The organism is Arthrobacter globiformis NBRC 12137 (genome assembly GCF_000238915.1).
GTDB classification, from domain to species: domain Bacteria; phylum Actinomycetota; class Actinomycetes; order Actinomycetales; family Micrococcaceae; genus Arthrobacter; species Arthrobacter globiformis.
In genome coordinates, this window is the sequence record NZ_BAEG01000080.1 from 44,049 (window position 1) to 67,581 (window position 23,533).

Annotated in this window: 15 protein-coding genes; 7 read left to right on the plus strand and 8 right to left on the minus strand. The window is 66.9% G+C overall.

Going from position 1 to position 23,533, the window contains the following annotated elements; all coding sequences use genetic code 11:
• Positions 1-74 precede the first annotated feature (74 nt).
• Positions 75-1,595: a PucR family transcriptional regulator gene (locus ARGLB_RS15015; RefSeq protein WP_003804056.1), complete on the minus strand. Its 1,521-nt coding sequence runs from the start codon at positions 1,593-1,595 to the stop codon at positions 75-77.
• 133 nt (positions 1,596-1,728) lie between these two features.
• Here ARGLB_RS15015 and ARGLB_RS15020 point away from each other — a divergent pair, with 133 nt between their 5' ends.
• From ARGLB_RS15020 to ARGLB_RS15030, 3 genes are all read left to right on the plus strand, one after another.
• Positions 1,729-3,258, plus strand: a complete 1,530-nt coding sequence (locus ARGLB_RS15020) for a purine-cytosine permease family protein (protein ID WP_003804058.1) — start codon at positions 1,729-1,731, stop codon at positions 3,256-3,258.
• Positions 3,259-3,306: 48 nt separating this feature from the next.
• Positions 3,307-4,272: a polysaccharide deacetylase family protein gene (locus tag ARGLB_RS15025; RefSeq protein WP_003804060.1), complete on the plus strand. Its 966-nt coding sequence runs from the start codon at positions 3,307-3,309 to the stop codon at positions 4,270-4,272.
• A 355-nt stretch (positions 4,273-4,627) separates the two neighbouring features.
• Positions 4,628-5,302 (plus strand): DUF1345 domain-containing protein, encoded by a 675-nt coding sequence (locus ARGLB_RS15030; RefSeq protein WP_003804062.1) that lies wholly within the window; start codon positions 4,628-4,630, stop codon positions 5,300-5,302.
• 634 nt (positions 5,303-5,936) lie between these two features.
• Here the strand turns inward: ARGLB_RS15030 and ARGLB_RS15035 are convergent.
• From ARGLB_RS15035 to ARGLB_RS23655, 5 genes are all read right to left on the minus strand, one after another.
• The gene (locus tag ARGLB_RS15035) at positions 5,937-6,113 is read right to left on the minus strand and encodes a CsbD family protein (RefSeq protein WP_003804064.1); all 177 of its coding nucleotides are present in this window, start codon (positions 6,111-6,113) and stop codon (positions 5,937-5,939) included.
• Positions 6,114-6,220: 107 nt separating this feature from the next.
• Positions 6,221-7,702: a PepSY-associated TM helix domain-containing protein gene (locus ARGLB_RS15040; RefSeq protein WP_003804066.1), complete on the minus strand. Its 1,482-nt coding sequence runs from the start codon at positions 7,700-7,702 to the stop codon at positions 6,221-6,223.
• Positions 7,703-8,185: 483 nt separating this feature from the next.
• Complete coding sequence (locus tag ARGLB_RS15045) at positions 8,186-8,956, minus strand: YcnI family copper-binding membrane protein (RefSeq protein WP_003804068.1); 771 nt, start codon at positions 8,954-8,956, stop codon at positions 8,186-8,188.
• Between the two features lie 113 nt (positions 8,957-9,069).
• Positions 9,070-9,684 carry a hypothetical protein gene (locus tag ARGLB_RS15050; protein ID WP_043419362.1) on the minus strand — a complete coding sequence of 205 codons (615 nt, stop codon included), beginning with the start codon at positions 9,682-9,684 and terminating at the stop codon, positions 9,070-9,072.
• 228 nt (positions 9,685-9,912) lie between these two features.
• Entirely contained in the window at positions 9,913-14,547 is a 4,635-nt protein-coding gene (locus ARGLB_RS23655) for a beta strand repeat-containing protein (protein ID WP_175305004.1), read from the minus strand.
• A 299-nt stretch (positions 14,548-14,846) separates the two neighbouring features.
• On the opposite strand from ARGLB_RS23655, the gene ARGLB_RS15060 reads away from it, so the two are divergent.
• The gene (locus ARGLB_RS15060) at positions 14,847-16,718 is read left to right on the plus strand and encodes an O-antigen ligase family protein (RefSeq protein ID WP_003804075.1); all 1,872 of its coding nucleotides are present in this window, start codon (positions 14,847-14,849) and stop codon (positions 16,716-16,718) included.
• Positions 16,719-17,067: 349 nt separating this feature from the next.
• Positions 17,068-17,439 carry a hypothetical protein gene (locus ARGLB_RS23660; RefSeq protein WP_003804077.1) on the plus strand — a complete coding sequence of 124 codons (372 nt, stop codon included), beginning with the start codon at positions 17,068-17,070 and terminating at the stop codon, positions 17,437-17,439.
• Positions 17,440-17,449: 10 nt separating this feature from the next.
• Here the strand turns inward: ARGLB_RS23660 and ARGLB_RS15070 are convergent, their stop codons facing one another.
• Together ARGLB_RS15070 and ARGLB_RS15075 are read right to left on the minus strand one after the other, a co-directional pair.
• Entirely contained in the window at positions 17,450-18,142 is a 693-nt protein-coding gene (locus ARGLB_RS15070) for a potassium channel family protein (RefSeq protein WP_003804080.1), read from the minus strand.
• Positions 18,135-19,685, minus strand: a complete 1,551-nt coding sequence (locus ARGLB_RS15075; RefSeq protein ID WP_003804082.1) for a TrkH family potassium uptake protein — start codon at positions 19,683-19,685, stop codon at positions 18,135-18,137. Before ARGLB_RS15075 ends, ARGLB_RS15070 begins: the two co-directional genes overlap by 8 nt.
• 351 nt (positions 19,686-20,036) lie before the next feature.
• Here ARGLB_RS15075 and ARGLB_RS15080 point away from each other — a divergent pair, with 351 nt between their 5' ends.
• Complete coding sequence (locus ARGLB_RS15080; protein WP_003804084.1) at positions 20,037-22,019, plus strand: APC family permease; 1,983 nt, start codon at positions 20,037-20,039, stop codon at positions 22,017-22,019.
• Positions 22,020-22,325: 306 nt separating this feature from the next.
• Positions 22,326-23,174 (plus strand): phosphatidylinositol-specific phospholipase C/glycerophosphodiester phosphodiesterase family protein, encoded by an 849-nt coding sequence (locus ARGLB_RS15085; RefSeq protein ID WP_003804086.1) that lies wholly within the window; start codon positions 22,326-22,328, stop codon positions 23,172-23,174.
• The last annotated feature ends 359 nt before the right edge of the window (positions 23,175-23,533 follow it).

The window sequence follows — 23,533 nt, forward strand, 5'->3', positions numbered from 1 at the left end:
AGGTTGCGTCGGGATCCGGACGCTGTCCTGTGAGGAAGCGTCGGGATCTAGGCGACCGGATGTGAGGAAGGGGCCTAGGGGAGTGGGGCTAGGCGGGTTGCCAGGTGCAGGCCCGCGAGCCTGCCCGTTCCCCGGGGGTCGCCGCCGCAGAGGTCGAAGATGCGCTGCAGCCGGTGGTACATCGACTGCCGCTCCAGGTGCAGCTCGCGTGCTGCCTGCGCCGTGTTGCAGCCGGAATCCAGCCACACCGTCAGGGTGTGCAGCAGCTGCGAGTTCCGCTGTTCGTCGTGCTCGAGAACGGGTCCCAGCGTCCGGCGGACGAAGTCGCGGCGGGCACCGCCGTCGATGCTCTCGGCAGCCAGCCGCTCGGCACTGAACGCGTCCGCATCCCGCACCTGCCGGGGTCCGCTGGCGGCACGGCCAGTCCGCGGCGCCAGGTCCAGCGTCCGGCGAGCCTCCGCCATGGACCAGGCGGCCTCGCCGACGCCCTGCCCCAGAGGTCCGACGGCGATCGCGGAACCTTCCGGGACGTCGAGGTTCCCCAGCACCTCGATTAGCGACGCCCGCGCGGCACGGGTTCCCTCGGGCGGGAGGCCGGCCAACGCGATGAGCTCCAGCTTGTCGGCATAGCTGGCAGCATGCGGGACCGAGTCCGCCAGAATCCTGTCCAGCGCCGGGCGCAGCCGGCCGGAAGCGGCGGAACGGATCATGACGGCGGCCACCGGACCGTCGACGGCGAACCCTGCCGCGGCCCCCAGCTGCTCCAGCCGCCACGGCTGGGCACCGGAATGGACGGCGCGCATCAGTTCCGCTCCCGCCAGTTCCTTCAGGCCCGGCGGCATCCGCTGCAGCAGCGCCAGACCAAGAATGTCGACGGAGCGTTCACCGGCTACCCGGACAAACGCCGGGTCGATCCCCTCGGGCGCCTCCAGTTCCAGCCGCGCGGCCAGCACACCGCGGACCGGAACGTCGACCGCCGTCGTACTCGCTGTCGCCAAACCGCCGGTTCCAGTACCGCCGGCAGAACCGCCGCCGTCGGCACCCGCACTCCCCAGCGTCAGCCCCGCCGGCGAAACCAGGCGGACGCTGGTCCCGGTCTGCCCGGCGAGCACGGCGAGCACCTCATCCAGCCCGCCGCCGTGGGCGAGTTCGGCCGCCATGGCGTGGCTGATCTCGTCGCCGCGCTGCAGCAGCTCCACGGACTGGCCCACCAGGATGGAGTTGATCTCCTGCATGATGCCCACGAAGGGCGCCACCTTGCGCAGCTCGAACAGCGGCAGGCCGTTGGACTCCGCTGCGATGAGCATGGACTCGGGAATGTCGGGCAGCGTCGGCCCGGTCTCGATGGCCAGGGCGGCGACGCCGCGTCCCGCCAGTTCGCGGACGTAGTCCACCTGCCGCTTATCGCTTGCGGTGGCCAAGGCCTGGCCGCCGCTGAGGAGGAGCTCGCCGCCGCGCAGCAGGGGAGCGATGTCCAGGACCTCGCTCGAGTGGACCCACCGCACCTGCCGGCCGGGCACGCTGTCCGGGGCGGCGCGCAGCAGCGGATCAGCCGCCTGTACGGTCCGGTGCTTCAGGACGTCTTCGAGCAACACTGATTTTACACTCCGTCATAGGCAAGGTAATTATGTTAGACAGATCGTACCTTGTTGCTGTGATGTAGCGCACATACGCTTAATGCATCCCTTCTTCCCGGAGGCTCTTCTTCCTCATACGGAGGCTTTTCCGATGCACAACTCCTCAACACCGCAGTCCGGGCCCGCAATGGAGCAGGCCGAGGACTTCGAAGCCTGGCTCCAGCCCATTCCGGAATCCGCGCGCACCCGCAAGGTGTCGGGCCAGTTCTGGATCTGGGCGGGCGCAAACCTTGCCCCGATCAACTGGGTCCTCGGCGCCCTGGGCATCAACCTGGGCCTGGGCTTTGCTGACACGGTCACCGTCCTGGTCCTCGGCAACCTGATCGGCATGCTGCTCTTCGGCTGCTTCGTTTTGCTGGGCCAGAAGACCGGCGCCACCGGCATGGTCCTGGCCCGAGCCGCTTTCGGCCGCCGCGGCAACTACCTCCCGGCCGCGATCCAGGCCCTGCTCGTGGTGGGCTGGTGCGCCGTCAACACCTGGATCATCCTCGACCTGGTCATGGCGCTCTTCGGCACCCTCGGCTGGGTGGATCCCGACGCCCACAACTACGCCTGGAAGATCGGCGTCGCCACGTTCATCATGGCCGCGCAGGTTGCCATCGCCTGGTTCGGGTACAAGGCGATCGCCGCCTTCGAAAAATGGACCGTGCCGCCCACCATCATCATCCTGGTGGTCATGTCCGCCGTGGCCTGGTTCGGCCTGAAGATCGACTGGACCTACGCCGGCCCCGCGGGCAACATCCTGGAAGGCTCCGAACGCATCGCGGCCATGAGCGCCGTGATGACGGCCATCGGCATTGGCTGGGGCATCACCTGGTTCACCTACGCGGCCGACTACTCCCGCTTCGTCAGCACCACCGTCCCCAAGAAAAAGGTCTACCTGGCCTCCGTCCTGGGCCAGTTCATCCCCGTCGTCTGGCTCGGCGTTCTCGGCGCGAGCCTGGCCACCAACAGCGGCGAAGTCGACCCCGGCAAACTGATCGTGCAGAACTTCGGCGCCATGGCGCTGCCCGTGCTCCTGATGGTGCTCCACGGACCCATCGCCACCAACATCCTGAACATCTACACCTTCTCGGTGGCCACGCAGGCCCTGGACATCACCATCAGCCGCCGCAAACTCAACCTGTTCGTCGGCGTCTTCTCGCTCATCGCCGTCGTCTTCTTCATCTTCCAGGAGGACTTCGCCTCGGTGCTGGACGCCTGGCTGATCGGCCTCGTGGCCTGGGTGGCCGCCTGGGGCGGTGTGATGCTGGTGCACTACTTTTGGCTGGAGAAGCGCTGGCCGGGCAAGGTGGAACGGCTGTTCGACGGCGTCGGCACCCGCCGGCTGCCCGTGGTCAACTGGGCCGGCGTGACCGCGCTGCTCGCCGGGATCGCGGCCACCTGGCTGTTCATGTACGGGCTCATCCCGATCATGCAGGGCCCCATCGCGGTTGCCCTGGGCGGCTGGGACCTCTCCTGGCTCGCGGGCGGACTTACCAGCGCCGCGGTGTACGCGGTTCTCGGCCCCCGGCTGCACCGGCCGTACGTAACGGTGACGGACGACGCCGGCACCTCCGCCGCGGTCAGCGCACCTGACGCTGCGCAGGCACCCCAGCCGGTTTCCGCCGTCGAACTCTAAATCCTTCTGCACCTCTCCAGTTCGCCCTCTGACGAAAGGAACCCCGGCATGAGCACCAGCGCCTTCGCGGATTCCCAGCACCCCATCACCTGGCCCGCCGGCTTCACTGCCGCCGCATCCTTCACCTTCGATGTCGACGCCGAATCCTGCGTCATCGCGCACGACCCCACCAGCACCCGGCGCATGTCGCTCATGAGCCACCAGTCGTACGGGCCCAAGGTCGCGGTGCCGCGGTTGCTGCAGATCCTCGCGCGGCAGGACGTCCGGGCGACGTTCTTCATCCCCGGCTTCACCGCCGAAAGCTACCCCGACGTGGTGCGGCAGATCGTCGACGGCGGCCACGAGGTAGCGCACCACGGGTACCTGCACGAGCCCATGCAGGGGATCGACGCAGCCACCGAGGCGAGCTACATCGACCGGGGACTCGAGGCGCTGGAGAAGGTCGCCGGGATCCGGCCGGTGGGATACCGCGCCCCGTGGTGGGAGCTGAACTGGCACTCGCCGGCGCTGCTCGCGGACCGTGGCTTCCTCTACGACTCCAGCCTCCTCGACGGCGATGCGCCGTACCGGATGTCGGTCTCCTCGGGTTCTCCCGCCGGTGCCGGCGACACCCGCGACATCGTGGAGATCCCCGTCGACTGGACGCTGGATGACTGGGAGCAGTACGCGTTCTATCCCGGTGTGACGGGCAGCGGCGTGATCGAAAGCCCGGCCAAGGTGCTGGAGATGTGGACGCTCGAGGCGCAGGCGCACCACTCGCAGGGAAGCTGCTTCGTGCTCACGAACCACCCGTTCATCTCGGGCCGGCCGTCCAAGGCGGTGGCCCTGGAACAGCTGATCGAGCGGGTCAAGGGCATGGACGGCATGTGGGTGACCACCCTGGAGAAGATCGCGGAGCACACCAAAGCGACCGTCACCGAAGTCCACACCCACGCCCGGATCGACGTGCCTGTTGCTCCCGGTTTCGGCGCCCGCTTCAAGCCGGGCCGGGTGCAGGTGCCCGCGCTCAGCTAGCGCGGCTTCGTCGAGCGCGAACGGACACTTGGGGCCCCTCAACGGAGCGCGAACGGACACTTGAGGCCCTTCAACGGAGCGCGAACGGACACTTGAGGCCCTTCAACGGAGCGCGAACGGACACTTGAGGCCCCCCAGCCGGGGCCTAAGTGTCCGTTCGCGCTTCCGGGGTTTCTGCACGCGCGGCGTTTCGCCAAAAAGGGCCGCTCGAATCCACTTCAAGCGGCCCTTTTTGGCGAAACGGCTGGCGAACCGGCGAACTAGGGGCCGCGACCACCCCTCACCCGGCCCCGGGGCTTCCGGACCTGCGGCGGCGCGGAGCCGGAACGAGCCTGGAAACTGCAATGATCAGACGATGAGCAGCGCGGGCGGGGCAGGACACCAGGCATCGAACTTCGACCGGCCGGCGCATCATTCACGGCTCAGGCTGCTGGTGATGGTTGTCGTCGGCCTGGCTGTGGCTGTTGCGGTGGGGCTCTTGCAGACGTGGACTTATGCGCCGGCCCTGGGGTGGGCGGCCGCCTCCGCCACCTATCTCGTCTGGGTGTGGGCCATCATCGGGCGCCTGCCCGCGGCGGCCACGGCTGCCCACGCCCGGCGCGACGATCCTGGCCGGGCCGCCTCCGACGCCCTGGTCTTGGCCGCGACGGTGGCAAGTTTCGGAGGCGTTGCCCTGATCCTCGGGGATGCCTCCAACAGCGAAGGCCCAGCCAAATCGGGCATCATCGCATTGGCGCTGGGGAGCGTGGCGTTGTCCTGGTTCCTCGTGCACACGCTCTATACATTGCGCTACGCCTCCATCTACTACCGCGACAAGAGCGGCGTCGACTTCAATGAGGACAAGCCGCCGCGCTACATGGACTTCGCGTACCTGGCCTTCACCGTGGGCATGGCCTACCAGGTCTCGGATACCAACCTCAAAACGGATGCAATTCGCAGTACGGTGCTCCGCCAGGCGTTGCTGTCCTACCTGCTGGGCGCGATCGTGCTGGCAACGGTCATCAACCTGGTCTCCGGCCTGGTCCACTGAAGGGTCATCGCCGCGAAGTCTTGCCAGAAAGGGCCGGTTCGCCCAATGTGGCCGCTTCGAACCTCGTTGCCTCGTCGAGTTACCAAAAAGGGCCGCTTGGAAGCCCCTGCCGTGACGAGTTACCAAAAAGGGCCGCTTCGTAGCCACTTCGAGCGGCCCTTTTGGCGAAACCGCGGACCGGGCTGCGACGTCCCCCTCACTGGGCCGGTTTATGTGAGCGCGAACGGATATTTGAGGCCCTTCCGACAAGGGCCCGTCCGACAAGGGTGCCAAGCGTTGTTCGCACGGGGCCACGTCCTGGTGGCGCGTCTATTTACCGAAAGACGCCGCCTCGGGACCGGTTGGGCGGCCACTTTTGGTAATCCGCCGACCCGCTTTTGGGAGTCCGCCGATCGGGAAGCACCCGCCGGAGGGCATGGAAATGCCGCCCTGCGGTGTTGGGGGCCATCGCAGGACGGCATGGATCAACGGTACTGTGCCGCCCTTCGCCGCAACAGCAGTTCCTCCGCTGGCGGCGCCAATCTTAACGTTTTTTTAACGCCTCTAGGCCTCAGAACGTCCGGGGCCAGTCCGCAGGCGCGGCGAGGCCCTGTCCGCTCTTACCGGACAGGGCCTCGAGCTCTAATGCGGGACCTTAGTGCCTCCTGAAGGCGTCCTTGATCTTTTCGCCGGCCTGCTTGAGGTCGGCCCTGATATGGCGGGCCCTGCCTTCGGACCGGAGCCGTTCGTCTCCGGTGGCGCGGCCGGCCGCTTCCTTGCTTCTGCCGTGGAGTTTTTCGGCGGCATTGTGGATTTTGTCACCCAAACCCATCGTGACCTCCTGTTCGGGAAAGCCGGGGCGGCCTGCTGCCGCGGCGGCCATTCTCAGTCTATCGACGGCGGGCCGGGGCGGCCATGCCCACTTTGCGCGCCAGGGCGCTACCGGGAAGGGACCTGCTCCGGGTCCACTGCCGGTTCCGGTTCCAATGGACGACGACGGCGGTGCTTGGCTTCCGCTATCGCCGCGTCGAGGAGGATGAAACCGAGCAGGCTCCAGCCAAGGAGCGGCAGGAACATACCCACAAGGACCATCGCCGTGATCGCCGTCAGGATCCCGGCCCAGTGTCCGCGGACGAAAGCTCCCCGCGGAGCCGGCCGGCCCATGGCCCAGGCACTGCCGCGGGTGGGGCGGCGCTTCCACCACATCACGTATCCCCAGACCACCATCGCGGCCAGGGCTGCGGCCACAGCGAGCAGGACGAGCTGGTTCGGCAGCCCGAAGAGCAGGCCCATGTGCGCCGCGATGGCCCAGCGGGTCAGCTTCGCCGCCAGGCCGAAGTCCTTGAAATCGGCGCGGCTGGTGACCTTTTCGGTTTCCGGGTCGATGGCCACAGCGCTCGCCGTGGCGGGCCATTCCCTGCCTGCCTCGGTTACGGTCCAGGCCTTCCCCTCAGCGGCAGGCGGCTTGATGTCGACCATCGGTGCGGTGATGATGTCCGCCCTGGCGATCCGTTGGACGGTGTCGTAGGCCGCCGGGTCCGCCGCAGCACTGACCGGTGCCGACCCCGAGCCGTGGCTGGAGTGGTCACCGGCCGGTGCGGAGGCCTGTCCGTTCAAGGAGGTGGAAACGGTTGGGGTCAGCCAGCCGAGGCTGGTCCGCAGGGCCGTGATGTTGTCGCCGGCATGCGCCGACCAGGTCAGGCCGGAGGCGGAGAGGAACAGGAAGGCCGCGAGCATGACGGTGCCTGTGGTGCCGTGGAGCCAGACCGTCCTGGCCCGGCCGGACGCCGGACGGGCTTTCTGGGGTGAGGTCCGGCGTCGGCGGATCCTGTCGATCCACAACCCCAGCCCGCCGAGGGCAACCACCCATAGCCAGGAGGCGGCAAGCTCGCTGTAGATCCGGCCGGGCTCGCCGAGATTCAGGGAGCGGTGGAGGGTGGAGATCCAGGTGCGCATCGGCAGCGCGCCGCTGCTGCCGTAGGTGGTGAGGTCGCCGCGGATTTCGCCGGTGCCGGGATTCACGAAGACGGTCCTGTACTCGGACTCACCCAGTGAAGGGTCCGCGAAGAGCACCCTGGTGGTGTCCTCGGGGCCGGGTGCCGGGCGCACGGCGACGGGCGTGGCGCCGCCTGCGGAGTCGATGGCTGCCTTCACCTGGGCCGAAAGCGGCATCGGCTGCGCGACCGCGGAGACGTGAAGTTCCTCGGCGTAGACGGCCTGTTCCAGTTGGGGCGTGAGGGCGTAGAGGCCGCCGCTGAGCGCGGCGATGAGCAGGAACGGCCCGGCCAGGATTCCGGCGTAGAAGTGGAGCCGGAGCAGGAACGCACGGAACCATCCGCGGCCCTCCGGTGCGTTGCCGGCGGGAGCGGTGGCCGGCGGGGTTTGTTGGGTGGTCCTTTGGGGGTTGGCTAATACAGTCATGGTTTTGTCTTTCGAGGTCTTGGTGGCGTTGCCGAAGTGCGTGTCGGGCCGGCTGGGGGCGCTGGGAGCGCTCGCTGGGATGCCCCGGTGGGATGCCCCGGTGGAATAGCCCGCTGGGATCCGCGGTGGGATGCCCGGTGGGGTGGCAGCACGGCACATGGCCGTGGCGCATCACATCCCGAGGCGCGTGACGCCCCGAAGCCGTGACATCCCGAAGCCGTAACATCCCGAAGCCGCAACATCCCGGAGCACGGCGGAATGCGTTTGGGCAGTGGAATGCGTCCTGGCAGCGCTAAGTGTTTGTGGGTAGCGCGAAGCAGCCTCACGCCCGGTTAGTGGGGCGTGAGGCGCTCAGCACATAAGCGTTGGAGAGCCGGTTACCGCTCGGACTAGCGACCGCGGGGGAAGGGCCCGCGGTCAGTGGTGACGGCGGTTTCTAGCTGCCCGGGTGCCAGCTGCCGCGGTCAGTGGTTCCCCCGGTGCCTAGTTGCCGCGGCTGGCGCGGGTACGGGCCAGCGCTGTCACGCCCGCGGCGAGGCCGATCAGTCCTGCAGCCAGCCCGGCCCACCCGGCAGTGTCGCCACCGGAGGAGGACGCCGAGGCGGCCGGCACCACTGCCGACGCCTGCGTGGCTGCCGGGCTGGCCGCTGCGTGGGCGCCGTCGCTCTCGGCTGCCGTGGTGACGAAGGTCGGTGCCGGGCGGGACTTTTTAGCTTCCGCGGCGGGCTCGGACGATGCTGCGGCGGCGTGGTGGTGCTCGGCTGCGGCGTCGGCCCAGTTGACGGTGGTCCCGTCCGTGTAGCCCTGCGCAGCGGGCAGGATCACCGTGGTGCCGGCTGCGGGCAGGCGGCCGACGGACAGGGTGAACATCTGGAACTGGTTCTGCCCGATCTGGTGCGCGGCGTCAGCAGTCCAGACCACGCTGGTGGGCGCCTTGGTCACGGTTGCCCCGGCCACCTCGACCGGCTTGGGCAGGGTGGTGGTAATGACTTCGGCCTTCCATCCGTCGATGGGCAGGACCGAGACGGAGGTCAGCGGCGTGTCCGTGGGCAGCTTCACTTCGAGCCTGTTGGTCTTGGCGGTCTCGGATTCGTTGGGGACGCTGAACGTCAGCTTGGTGAAGCCGCCCTCCGAGGTAGCGGAGGGGTCAACGGTGACGTGAGCGGAAGCGGCGGCCGCGCCGGCGGCCAGGAATCCGGCCGCCAGCGTGGCGGCTGCGGTGCTCTTGAGGGTACGGCGAAGGGAGGTATTCATGGCAGGAGTGCCTTTCACAGGTTTTAGGGGTCAGGAAAATCAGGCCTTGGGCCTGTCCGGAAAGCGGAAGAACCGCCGTCGGAAGTTCCTGCCAGTTGTGAAAGGAACTGTCTCTACGCGGCGGCCGCGAGCAGCGGGGGCCCGCGCCGGGAAGGCAGGCGGACCGAGTGGTGCTTAGGCGGAAGGACCGCAGCAGCGGCGCATGGGAATGGGGCACCGGCGGGAACGACGACGGACGGTTCGGCGTCCCAAAACAGCGGGCCCAGCCAGTCAGCCAGTACCCCGAGGGCGCGCTCGCCATGGGCAAGGAGCAGCGCTGTGGCCAGGGTGGCGACGGCGTGGGCGGCGAACATGAGTCCGTCGGGTGCGGACCCGTGCGCCGGGCCGGCCATCATCAGCGCCTCGTGGTTCAGGGACGACGGCGTGTGTCCGGCGTGTCCCGAAAGCAGCGCCGGGGAAATCGCCGTCGGAGTTTCCGCGGACATGGCGTCGAATGCCCAGTGGAGCCAGGCCTGTCCGCCGCCTATCAGCGCGGTGAGAACCGGCATCGACAGTTTGAAACGCGTGATGGCCGCGACCGGGACCATGGTCACGGCGCACAGGGCGGCGAGGATTGCCGGCGTGGGCAGCTGGCCACCACCGGCGAGGTGTCCGCCGGCGGCCAGGCCCAGGACGATGGACCCGATCAGCCCGGAGCGGAACAAGCGGAACGAAGCATGAGGCTTCACGGGCTGTCCTTTCTCCTGGGCGACGACATTGGCTTCAGCAGCAGAATACATTCCCCGCCATAGTATGACGCGGATCACACTGCAGGTCGTTTATGACGGATCTTTGCTGGGCCCGTTCCCCCGGGAGGGGCATGCCGCAAAACGGCAGGGCCGCTGCAACCCCGTGTGGAGTTGCAGCGGCCCTGCCGCGTTCGTGCCGTTCGACGGCGGTTAGCCCACCGGAGCCGGCTAGCGCACCGTGATTGTCGGCGTCGGGGCGGAGGGTATCTCCGCCGTCGTGAAGCCGGGCTTGGAGCCCGTGACTCTGACGCTTATCGCGTCTCCGGGAAGCATCGGCGTATAGGTGGTTCCGGTGGCCCCGGAAAGAGGCATGCCGTTGAGGTACCACTGGTACTTCAGCGTGACCGGCGCCGGCCCCCACGCCCCGGGAACAACCGTGAGGACCGATCCCGCTGTTGGCGAACCCGAGATGGTGGGCACGGGCGCCGTCAGCACGCCAACCGCCACCTTGACCGATACCGCGCTGGTTTTGGTGACCGTGGTGAAGCCGGCCTTGGAACCCGTCACAGTGACCGTCAGGGTCTTGCCGAGCACCGCTGTTGTCGGCGTGTACGTGGCTGCCGTGGCGCCCGTGATGGCAAGGCCGTTCGCCTTCCAGTGGTACTTCAGGGTGACCGGAGCCGGCCCCCAAGCACCTGCCGCAGTGAGGGCGGCCCCCACCCTGACAGCGCCGCTGATCACCGGAACCGGTGCCGTCAGGGTCCCGACGGCGACCCTCGCGGTGAGTGCCGACGTCCTGGCCGCCGTCGTGAAGCCCGCCTTGGAGCCGGTGACGGTCACGCTGATGGTCTTGCCGATCACGGCCGCAGCCGGCTTATAGGTGCTGGCGGTGGCACCGGTGACAGCGACCCCGTTCGCTTTCCACTGATACTTCAGGGTGACCGGAGCAGGTCCCCAGGCTCCGGGAACTGCGGTCAGCGTGTAGCCCACCTTTGCGGTTCCCGTGACTTTGGGAACCGGTGCGGCAAGGGTTCCGACGGCGACCCGTGCGGTGAGTGCCGACGTCTTGGCCGCGGTGTTGTAGCCGGCCTTGCTGCCGGTGACCGTGACGCTGATGGTCTTGCCGACCACCGCCGCGGACGGCTTGTAGGTGCTGGCCGTGGCGCCGGCGATGACGATCCCGTTGGCCTTCCACTGGTACTTCAGGGTGATGGGTGCCGGTCCCCAGGCTCCCGGAACTGCGGTCAGCGCGTAGCCCACCTTGGCCGTTCCGGTGATCTTGGGAGTCGGCGCAGTGAGGACGGGGTTGAGTGCCATGACCGTGCCGGTGGCGGCGGAGGTCTTGGTTGCCGTGGTGTAGCCGGCCTTGGTGCCCGTCACGCTGAAGGTCAGTGTCTTGCCGACCTGTGCCGCCGTCAGCTTGAAGGCGGTGGTGGTGGCGCCGGTGATGTCGACGCCGTTGGCCTTCCACTGGTACTTCAATGTGACACCTGCGGGTCCCCAGGTTCCGGGAGCCCCCGTCAGCGTGTAGCCCACCTTGGCCGTTCCCTTGACGGTGGGGGTGGGGGCGGTGAGGGTCTCCACTACTGCCGCGTAGGACAGGTCGTGCGTTGTGGCGCTGCCCCTGACCACGCTGACCTTGGTTGCCGTGGCCTCCGCGGTCTTGTTGCCGGAGTAGAGGTCACCGCGTCCGGACAAGGCTCCGTGCACCTTGATGATGTAGCTGCCGGAGGTAAGACCGTTCAGGGTGTACTTGCCGGTGGCACTGGTGCCCGCGCTGCGGGTAACCAGCGAGCCGTCCGGCGTGTAGGCCTGAATCTGGGCATTGCCCACCGGCTTGCCAGCCTTGTCCAGCACGGTGCCGGTCACGGAGCCGCCGGCTGTGAGGCTGGCGTTGATGTTGGGCACTGTCTGCCCGGAGGTGACCGGGATGGACTGTGCCTGCCCCGCGCCGGCGGATTCCGGCTGGTTCTGGTAGTACTGCGCCTCGTCCTGGGTGAACCCGCTGGAGCGGTTGAACGCCACCTTGTAGGAACCCGCAGCGAGGCCGACCACGCTGTAGTTGCCGGCCTCATCCGAGTAGCCGTTTTTGACCAGCTTGCCGGCTGAATCCAGGACGCTGAGCAGGTAGCCGGGCTGGCCACTTGCCCCGGAGACGTTGCCGCTGATGGTCGCCCCCTTAACAACCGTCATGTTCGCGCCGGCGACAGTCTGGCCCGCGGTCACCGCGACGGAATTGGCGGTGGCGGCTGTTGTTCCTCCGTACCAGAGGTCCTCGGCGCCGCTCTGGCCGCCGAGGAAGCGCAGCTTGTAGGTGCCCGTTTCGAGTCCGACGATGCTGTAGGTTCCGTCTGTATTGACCCAACCGTGAACGGAAGAATCATCGATGGTTCCGGTCTTCGTGGCGACGATTTCCGACGCCGTCAGTCGCGTCCCCGCCGGAGCCGTGATCTGGCCGCTGATGGCACCGCCCTTGACGAGGGCGGCGTTGATGGCCGTGAGGGTCTGGCCGTCGGTGACTGTCACCGGAGTGGCGGTGGCCAGCGAAGTGGCATTGGTGTACCACCTGGCCAGCACACCAGCGTTGCTGTATCCGGCGAACCGGAGTTTGTAGCTGCCTGCCGGGACTCCGCGCAGCGCATAGGTGCCGTCGCTGTTGAGCTGGACAGAACTAACCGATTCGCCATCGGCTGCCTTGAAGAGGCCGACGCTGACGGCAAAGCCGTTCACGCCCGCGGGCAGGGTGACCTTGCCGCCGATGGTCGCTCCCTTCGCAAGCGTCGCATCAACCGCCGTCTTGTCCTGGCCTGCTGCCAGGACAACGGGCGTGGCAGCGGCCTCGGTCTGCACGTTGTTGTACCACTCGTCCAGTGCCCCGGAGTTGTAGTTGGAGAACTTGACCTTGTAGCTGCCAGCCGGGAGGCCCTTCACTTTGTAGGTGCCGTCGGCGTTCACGCTCGCGTACGTGCCGTAGGGGCTGCCCTCTCCGCTGGCGGACACGGACACCCCGGACAGGGTGACCCCTACCGGGACGGTGACTTTGCCGCTGATGCTTGCACCCTTTACCAGGGTCGCGTTGATGCCGGTGACGTCCTGACCCGAGGCGACAGGCAGTACGGTGGCCGATTCCCGGGAGGTGGCATTCGCGTGCCACTGGTCCAGGGCCCCGGAATTGTAGCCCGAGAACGAAATGGCGTAATCGCCTTGGGGGAGACCGGCGAGCTTGTAGCTGCCGTCGGGCTGCACGTTGGTGTAGCCGGGGTAGGACAAGCTGCCCTTGGAGTTGTACGCGTAGACGGAGACGGCGGAAAGGTCAACGCCTGCGGGCGCAGTGACTTTGCCGGAGATGGTTGCACCCTTGATGAGCACAGTGTCGGGCAGTGTCAGATCCTGGCTGCTGCTGACTGCGACGGGTGTGGCGGCAGATGCCGCAACTGCACCGCCGTACCACTGCCCGAGTGCTCCGGAGCTGCCCGTGCTGAACTGGATCTTGTACGAGCCTGCCGCGAGGCCTGCGAACTGGTAGGAACCGTCAGGGCTGGGCTGCATCCCCCCGGCCCAGGACATAGTTTCCGAATCATAGAGGTAGATCCATACTCCAGAAAGGTTGACGCCTGGGGCTGAAGAAACCTTTCCGGTGATGGACGCGCCTTTCACCAGTGCAGCATCGACCCCGGCGTGGTTTTGTCCCGCCGTGACGGCAACGGCAGTGGCCGTTCCAAACGATGCCGCCCCGTTGTACCAGTGCTCCAGCAGGCCGCTGTTGGTGCCGAGGAACTGCACCTTGTAATTTCCAGTGTTGAGTCCGTCCACCTTGTAGGTGCCGTCGGCGTTCACTGACGAGGATCCGACGTAGTTGGGGTTTGGTCCGGCGGCCTCGTACACCGTGGCGTGAACCAGCGAAAGGTCGATTCCGGCGGGGGCGGTGACCTTTCCGCTGACTGAACCGCCCGTGACGAGGGATGCGCCGATTCCCGTCTTGTCCTGGCCTGCCGCGACGGTGACCGCAGTGGCGGTGTCGAAAGATGAGGCGCCAGGGTACCACTGCTGCAGCAGGCCGGTGCCATAAGAGGAAAACAGAACCTTGTAGCTGCCCGCCCGCAGGCCGCGGAGGCTGTAGGTTCCCTCGGAACTGATGCTGGAATAGCCTGCGGTGTTGCCGTTGATGTCCCGGGCCTCCACATGCACCTGGCTCGCGTCGGCGCCGGCAGGAACCGTAACGGTGCCGCTAATGGACGCGCCCCGCACAAGGGCCGCATTGATACCGGTCAGATCCTGGCCAGCCGTCAACGTGACGGGGGTGGCTGTGTCGAAGGACGTCGCCGCCGCATGCCACTGGGTAACAGCGCCGGAGTTTCCGCCGGCAAACTGGATCTTGAAGCTGCCTGAAGGCAGGCCGCGCACCGAGTAGCTTCCATCCTGGTTGACCGACCCATACGCGGAGAACCAGTCGTCGCCGGTGCTTTGGACAGATACCCCGACAGAACCGATATCCACGCCGCTGGGCCCGGTGATCCGGCCGCTGATGGTGGCACCCTTGACCAGGCTGGCATTAATTCCTGTGAGCGTCTGTCCGGCCGCAAGGGTAACAGTGGTGGCAGTCTCGAACGAGGAAGCTCCGGCATGCCACTGTTCAAGGGCACCGGAGTAGTTGGAACCACTGAACTGAATTTTGTAGGTTCCTGCCGGCAGTCCGTTGATCGCGTAGGTGCCGTCCTCATTGACCTGGCTGTAGCCGGTGTACGAATAGCCGCTGGCGGTGTGTGCGTAGACCTGCGTCGAAGCGAGGTCAACGCCCGCCGGCGCCGTTACCTTTCCGCTGATCGAGGCGTCGGACAGGTCCACCGCGTTGGCTGGTGCCAACCCCGTGACTATGAGCGCCGAGAGTACCGATAATAACAATGCGATTCGCAAACGGAATCGCCCGCTCTTAGCGAGCATTTTTATCCCCCCATGGGTCAGCAAACGGCGCGGCCGTCACTTTAAATTGTCAAAGAACGCCTCAGTCTAACTGTGGAATAGGGTTTGTCCAACGATTGTGTAACATCCTGAATTTATATATTGCGGTCACCGGTCCGTAGAAAGTGACCGTGGAAAGTCAGTACCCAGGAGCGGCTATTGTTGGTTACGAACAATTTCGGGGGAAAGGCTGCAGGCTGCGCATGGAACGAGCCATCTCCCGTCTTCCCGGGGCCTGCATCATCCTGATGGCCGCCTCTCTCCTGGCCTTCCAGCCCGGCGGACTGTTCCGCTTTGTATGGGTCAAGCTCGTGGTGGTCATTCTCGCGGTCCTCGCCGGCCTGCTGTCGCCCGTGGGTGCGCGCCTCCCGCTGGCAGTGAAGGCAGTAACGGCAGCTTGCGTGCTGTGGATCGCCGTCGCGATGCTGCTCTCCGACACGCCTCTTGCGAGTATCTCGGGACGCTGGCCCCGTTATGAAGGCCTGCTGACACTGGCTGTGTACGTGGCGGTTTTCGCTACCGGTGCCAAGGTTCTGGGAGGTTCCGCAGGCGCTCCCCGGCGCACGCTGCTCAGCCTGTCCCTGGCCGTTGCGGGCATCGCCTTGTTCGTCATTGCCGCGCTGGAAGGCGCCGGTCTGCGCCCTCTAGGCGGCGCTGAGGACGTCAGGCCGGGAGCGACGCTGGGCAACGCAACCGACCAAGGCCTGGCCGGTTGCGTGATTGCCGGTGTCCTGGCTGCGCAAGGCGGGCCGGGCAACACCTGGCAGGGTTGGCTGTGCCGTGCGGGCCTGCTGGCCGGCGCCGGAGTTGCTGTGCTTTCCGGGTCCCGTGCTGCGCTGGCGGCCCTCCTGGTCGTGGCGCTGTTCGCCGCCTTCACGTGGATGGCGGGCAGGTCCTGGTCCCCGCTGAAGATCGCCGCCGGAGCCGCGGCCGCCGCGGCGGGCATCGCCGTCGTCGTGCTTCTGGTTCCCGCCGCCAGGGATCGGCTACTGTCGGCCGGAACGGTGGATGGCCGGTGGCTGCTGTGGGACCGGACCCTCGGGCTGATCGCCGACCATTCTGTCTCGGGCGTAGGTCCGAGCGGTTTCGTGGACGCGTTTCCCGCGTACGTGAACGGGGAATGGGCACGGACTGTGGGCGACAGCTTTCCTGCTGACTCGCCGCACAGTTGGCCGCTGCAGGCGCTGGCCGCAGGCGGATTTCCGCTGCTGGTGCTCGTTCTGGCTTTGATCGCCGTGTCGGTGATTGCTGTGATCCGGCGGTTGCAGGAGACCCCGGTGGCGGCGGACCGCCGGTACCTCACGGTGGTGCTGGTGACTCTCGCAGCCTACGCGCTGGCCCTCCTCACCCACTTCACCTCGATCGGGACCACGGGCCTTGTTGCCTTCCTCTGCGGGGGCCTGGTGGGGTCCGACGTCGGGACCCCCGCCGGAGCCGGCAACCGGTTCATCCCGGCCTATGCTGCCTGGAAAATGCGTGCGGTTCCGCGACTGGCGGGCGTGGTGCTGGTCCTCGCGGCGCTGGCCGTTGCCGTTCCCGCTGCCCTCGCTGAATGGCCCATGGGTGCCGGAGTCCGGGCGGCAGCTGCGGGGAACAACGCCGGTGCGCAGCAGGCATTTGTGCAGGCCCGGCAGTTTCGGCCATGGGACAGCGACACCGCGCTGCTCGCAGCCCAGGCGTTCGCCGGCCCGGCAACGGCGGGCGACCGGGAGGCGGCCCGGTACGCCGTGGAATGGGGAAGGCTCGCCCGGGAACGGACGCCCGGTTCCCAGGAGGCGGGCACCGCCTTGGCGCTCGGCTACCTTTACAGCGGCGACGTTCCTGCGGCCAAAGACCTGCTGGATGCGCTGGTCGCCGACGCCCCGTATTCGACGGCCCTCTACGTCCACCGCGGTGTGGCGCAGTTCGGCCTGGGCCGTCCCGCCGAAGCCATCGCCGACTTGGAGCACGCGGCCTCGCTGGACCCCACCCTGGAGACGCCATGGCGTATTTTGGCGAATATCCACCAGCGGCTCGGCCACGCACAGGAGGCTTTAGCTGCCAGTCAGCGGGCAGATTCCCTAGTGGGGAATTAGGCCGTTACTGTCCATGCATAGGGTTCGCGTCCATAAAAGGGGAGGGCTCTTGGTGGCGATTAACGAATATTTCCTTAACTGAAGACACTCAAGCTAAGAATGCCGCAGGAAACGATCAAGATTGGCGCAGTTTTCTCGATTTCGGGCTTAAGTCCATTTCCTGCGTGTTATTGACCCACATATTTTCCGGCGGTCTTATTCCCCGTCAGCGGGGCATCAGTTTACGAGGTGCGCTCGCTGGCAGAGCCGGTAACAGCGCAGACACACAACGCGACCTCACATGAAACGTTTTGGAAAACATCGTGGTGCAGGCTGGTTCCATCAACATTCCAAGGGAGGTGGACCGGCCGTGAACGAACATTTGACGCCTGAAGTGCAGTCCAGCGCGGAGCTGGCGGTGGGCGACGAGGTCGAGGCCTGGCACCGTGGACGGCTGGCGCACCGGGGGACCGTGAGCAGCACACTCCGGGACATCGACCTGTTCTGGATCATCGACGCCCGGACCGGCGCCCGCCGGCTGCTGGATCTTGAGCAGCTCAGCGTGCGCCGCGTCCCCGCCGGAAAGGCGGCGAACGCCGTCGGGCATTCCACAGGTGCCGCGAAAGTGAAGTCCGACGCCGGGAACCCGGCCAACGCCGTCGGCAAGCCTGCCGCCCGGAGGCGGCGCCCGGTCAGAAACCTGAGCCAGGTGGTCTTCATTGAGGCGCCGGCCACGCGGTAGCCGGCAAAACCTACGGCATGTTGCTGAACCGCTCCGCCTGCGTCTTGCTGCCCTGCACGATGATCTGGTCGTCGTCGTACAGGACGGTCTGCGCGGTGGTGTGGCCCCAGATGCCGCCGGGGCGCTTGACCGCCACGATGGTGATGCCGTACTTGTCGCGCAGCCCCAGCACGCCCAGTGGACGGTCGCGGGCCTCGGTGGGCGGGCTGGTGCGGATCATCACGAAGTCGTCCTCGAACTCGACGTAGTCCAGCAGTGAGCCCCGGACCAGGTGGGCCACGCGCTTGCCCATGTCGTGCTCGGGGCGGATCACGTGGTCCACGCCGAGCTGGTTGAGGATCTCGGCGTGCGGTTCGCTGATGGCCTTGGCCCAGATCTGCGGCTTCTTGAACGTCAGCAGGCGCGACGTCGTCAGGATGCTCGCCTCGATGTCGCTGCCGATGCCCACCACGGCGCGGTCGAACTCGTGGACGGAGAGCTGGCGGAGCACCTCCTCCTTGGTGGAGTCCGCCCGGACCACGTGGGTGAGCCGGCCGTTGTAGGACTGCACGGTGTCCTCGCTGGAGTCGATGCCCAGCACCTCGGTGCCCTGGGCCTCGAGCTCCAGCGCCAGCGAGCCGCCGAAGCGGCCAAGTCCGATGACCACCACCGAATCCGCCTGTGCCGCGGATTCGGGGGAACGGGAGAAGAAGTTCTTAGCCAATGAGGGGCCTTTCCTTCGGGTATTCGTATAGAAGCGGGCGTTCGCGGAGGGCCAGTGCGGCGCCCAGAGTCACCGGGCCCAAGCGGCCGATGAACATGAGCAGGATCAGCACCACCTGGCCGGCCGGCGGCATGGCGGCCGTGATGCCGGTGGACAGGCCCACCGTGGCGAACGCGGAGATCACCTCGAACAGGATCCGCTCCTGGCCGAAATCGGTGATGATCATCAGGAACATCGTGGAGCCCACCACCAGCGCGATGGCCAGCAGCACCACGGCGATGGCCTGCCGGTGCACGGCGCGGGAGAGCCGCTTGCCGAAGATGTTCACGGCCGTGCCGCCCTGCAGTTCCGTCAGGAGGATGAAGAACAGCACGCTGAACGTGGTGATCTTCAGGCCGCCCGCGGTGCCGGCCGGGCCGCCGCCGATGAACATCAGGATGTCCATGCCGAGCCAGGACACCTCGTGCATCTGCCCGATGTCGACGCTGTTGAATCCGGCGGTGCGGGTGATGACGGACTGGAAGAAGCCGGCCAGGACGCGTTCGCCCGGCTTGAGGGCGCCGAGGGTGGCAGGGTTGGACCATTCGACGGCGGTGAGGAAGACGGTGCCTGCCGTGAGGAGCGCTGCCGTTCCAACGAGGACCAGCTTGGTGTTCATGCTCCAGTGGATGGGCCGCTGGTACTGCCGGCGCAGCTCGAAGAGCACCGGGAAGCCGAGGCCGCCGATGATCACCGCGGCCGCGATGGGCAGGCAGATCCACGGGTCCCCGGCGAAGCCGATGAGGTTGTCCGTGTGCAGGGCGAATCCTGCGTTGTTGAATGAGGACACCGCGTGGAAGACGCCGTGCCACAGCGCACGCCCGGGCTCATAGCCGTAGCCCGCGACCAGCCTGGCGGCCAGCATCCCCGCGAGCACAGTCTCCACGGTGAGGCTGATGGCCAGCACCCCGAGCAGCACCCGGCGCACGTCGCCGAATCCGTTGCTCTTGGTCTCCGCGGCCGCCGAGAGCCGTGAGCGCAGGCCCAGCCGGCGGGCCATGAGCACCCCCAGCAGCGTGCCGAAGGACATGACGCCGAACCCGCCGATCTGGATCAGGGCCATGATCACCACCTTGCCGAACCCGCTCCAGTACACCGGAGTATCGACGGTGATCAGCCCGGTGACGCACACGGACGACGTGGAGGTGAACAGGGCATCGAGGAACGGGGCGCCGTCGGGGCCGTTCCGCGCGATGGGCAGCATGAGCAGGATTGTGCCGAGGGCGACCGCACCGGCGAACCCGAGCACGATCACCTGGGCGGGGTGCTGTGGTGCGAAGACGTTGAGGATGCGCGGGAAGACTTTGGAACCCCCGGGCCACAGCCCGCCGAACCCGCGGTCCGTTCCGGCCGCTTTCCGGTCTGTCCTGGCAGACGCTTTGGCTGTCTTCGCTGCCGATTTGGCTGCGAGCCTGGCAGTTTTCGCTGCCGGCCGGAGTCTCTTGCCTGGAGGCCGGGCGTTCCTGCCCGCAGGCCGGGCCTTCGGGGCAGGAATGTCGCGCATACGCGTCACGCTACCACCGGGGAAATCCCTGTGGCCGGTGTGAAGGACGAGGCGTTAAGAAAGCGTTAAGATCCCCGGCTTTGGCGCTTTTCGTAATCCGGCCGATGCTAGGCTCCCGTGGTCATCAGCAAACTGCCCATGTGAATCGAAGGACCCCGTGGCCACCTCAAGCACGCAAGGCCGTGTCCTGCCATGCTGACCCAAAGCGCCCCGTTGCTGTGGCTGATCCTCGGGATCGGCGCAACCGGCTACATGATCTACCGGCTCATCAGAGCAACGAAGTAGCCCCCGCCGTCGGACGCCCCTCCCGCGGCCCGACGGCGGACCTTACTCAGACCAGAAAGACACTTCATGACCGCACCAGCCCAATACTCCGTTCCGGCCAGCGTGCCCAACCCAGAGCGGGAAAACGGCCCCGGCGGTGCGCTCACGCGGTGGCTGCTCGAGCACAAGGTGCACCAGCCGGTGGGGCCGGAGTCCGAGGAAGGCACCGGGCACCAGCAGAGCTGGTGGAAGGTCATGTGCCTGACCGGCGTGGATTACTTCTCCACGCTGTCCTACCTTCCCGGCATCGCCGCGCTCGCCGCCGGGGCCCTGTCGCCGCTGGCCACGCTGCTGATCGTGGCCCTGACGCTGCTGGGCATGCTGCCGATGTACCGGCGGGTGGCGCACGAGAGCCCGCACGGGCAGGGGTCCGTGGCCATGCTCGAGAACCTGCTGCCGTTCTGGCGCGGGAAGGTGTTCGTGCTGGTGCTGCTGGGGTTCGTGGCGACGTCGTGGATCATCACCATCACCCTGTCCGCCGCCGACGCCACCGTGCACATGCTGGAGAACCCGTATCTCCCGCCGTTCCTCGAGGGCCAGGCGGTTCCCATCACCGTGGTGATGCTGCTGATCCTGGGCGGGGTGTTCCTGCTGGGCTTCTCCGAGGCGGTGGCCGTGGCCATTCCGCTGGTGGGCGTCTTCCTGCTGCTGAACGCCGTCATCATCGGCACCGGAATTTACGACGCCGTCACCCAGCCGGGTGCCGTCGCCGCGTGGATGTCTTCACTGGGGTCCTTTGGCGGCGGCTTTGGCAATATCGCCGGGCCTGCGATCCTCGCGTTTCCGCTGCTGGTGCTGGGACTCTCAGGCTTTGAAACCGGCGTCAGCATGATGCCGTTGGTTTCCGCCTCAGGGTCCACGCCGGAGGAGATGCTGCGGAACCGGATCCGCAACACGCGCAAGCTCCTCACGACGGCGGCCGTGGTGATGAGCGTGTACCTGATCGGCAGCAGCTTCGTGACCACCGTGCTGATCCCGGCCGAGGCATTCCAGGAGGGAGGGCCGGCGAATGGCCGTGCTTTGGCCTACCTGGCGCACGAGCGGCTCGGCAACGGCTTCGGGTCCGTCTACGACATCAGCAGCATCCTCATCCTGTGGTTCGCCGGCGCGTCCGCGATGGCCGGGCTGATCAACATCGTGCCCCGGTACCTGCCGTCCTACGGCATGGCTCCGGACTGGTCCCGCGCGGTGCGGCCCGTGGTCCTGGTCTACACCGCCATCAGCATCCTCATCACCATCGGTTTCAAGGCCGACGTCAACGCCCAGGCCGGCGCGTACGCCACCGGGATCCTGTTCATGATGGTCTCCGGAGCGGTGGCCGTGAGCATCTCCGCCGCGCGCAAGAAGAATCGCGGTGCCGCCGTCGGCTTCACCGTCCTGACGCTCGTGATGCTCTACGCCCTGGCGGAGAACGTGATCGAGAAGCCGGACGGCCTGGCTATCTCCGGGTTGTTCATCCTGGGCATCGTGGTGGTCTCACTGGTGTCCCGTGTCTCGCGGACCACCGAGCTGCGGGTGGACCGGATCGAGTTCGACGAGACCGCGCGCCGCTTCATCACGGACACGATTGAGTACGACGGGCGGATCAACCTGATCGCCAACCGCCCGCAGGCCCGGGACGCCGCCGAGTACGCAGAGAAGGAAGCGGCGCAGCGGGAGAACAACCCCGTTCCCGGCACAGCCGACGTGATGTTCCTGGAGGTCGACGTCACGGACCCCTCCGGATTCAGTGACGTGCTCACGGTGAGGGGCGTGGAGGTGGACGGGCACCGCGTCCTCCGCACCGACAGCCCCGCTGCGCCCAACGCGATCGCGGCCATTTTGCTTGCCCTGCGCGACGCCACCGGTGTCCGGCCGCACGCGTACTTCGAGTGGGCCGAAGGCAACCCCCTGGCCCACCTGATGCGCTACCTGCTCCTGGGCCGCGGCGACACCGCCCCCGTGGTCCGCGAGATCATCCGCGAAAACGAGCCCGACCCCGCCCGTCGCCCCGGCATCCACGTCGGCTAACCCGAGACGCTTCCTCACCTTTCGTCGGGTTTTCCCGGACCCTTCCTCACCTCTCGTCGTGTCTTTCCGGACCCTTCCTCACCTCTCGTCGGGTCTTTCCGGACCCTTCCTCACTTTTGATCGAGCCTGTCGAGATCAAGGGTCACGGGACGATGGTTTTCGGCGCACGACATGTCCTGTTCACCGGGGCGTCAGGCGACGGTGGGCAAGCGTTAGCTGCCGGCAGGCAGGGTGGTGGGCACGCCGTCGGACGTTCCCCATCCGGGAAGTGCGGCCGCGTCCCCAACCGCACTGAAGGAGAACCCTGTGCTGCTCAAGAGCACCGTCACCGCCCTCGTCGCCCTAACGGCACTCGCCGGAATCGCGGCGCCATCCACCGCGGCGCCGGATGCCGCCGTCGTGCTAGGGGAGCCGCATTCCGCAGCGCACGCGCATAACGACTACGAGCACGACCGGCCGCTGCTGGACGCGCTGGAGCACGGTTTCACCAGTGTGGAGGCTGACGTCTGGCTGGTGGACGGCGAGCTCCGGGTGGCGCACGACCTCGCGGATGCGCGGGCCGGTGTTACCCTCGAAAGCCTCTACCTGGACCCGCTGGACAAGCTCGTGCGCCAGCAGGGCCACAGCGTTTACCCAGGTTGGGACGGCAGCCTGCAGCTGCTGATCGACATCAAGAGCGACGGCGAAACGACCTATGCGGCTGTCGAGAAGGAACTGGCTGAGCACCCTGCGTTCATGACCAGCTACGCCAACGGCAGAGTTTCGGCCGGGCCGGTCACGGCAGTCGTCAGCGGCAACCGCCCGCTCGCCACGATGCAGGCAGCGGACAAGCGGTTTGGCTTCTACGACGGCCGGTCGGCAGACCTGGCTTCGGGGATGCCGGCCGGGCTGATGCCGCTGGTCAGCGACAACTGGACCAAGCTGTTCACGTGGCAGGGTGTCGGGCCGATGCCGGAGGCAGAGCGCGCCAGGCTGCGCGCGTACGTGGAAACGGCCCACGCCAACGGGCACCGGGTACGGTTCTGGGCGACGCCCGACCAGCCAGGCGCGGCGCGCGATGCGATGTGGACCGAACTGCTCGATGCCGGCGTCGACCACATCAACACAGACGACCTTCCTGCGCTGGACAGGTTCCTGAGCGCGCGCCCCGAGTAATTTCTTTTCGAGGGCCGGGGCTTAGTGCGCCCGGCCCTCGTCGTCTCCTCGACGAAGGAAGATTTGCTGCTCAAGTGCTGCAACCTGATGCCACGGGAATGCCAATCAACGAGACTCGGGAGACGGTCCCCTCAACTGCGACTGATCTCCAGCCACCCGGACCTATAGCCACCAAGGAAACAGTGCTGATGCCCAGGTCGAGAACGCCGGCGTCGACAGTGAGCTCCGTGGCCGATGCGGGTAAGCGGTTGGGCAATGAGGCTGTTCCCCCCTGGGGAGTGAGCGTCCACTGGTACTCGGTCCTTGTGAGGCCGCCGCTAACCGGAGCTGTCCAAGAAAAAGCAGCCTTTGTAAGGAGA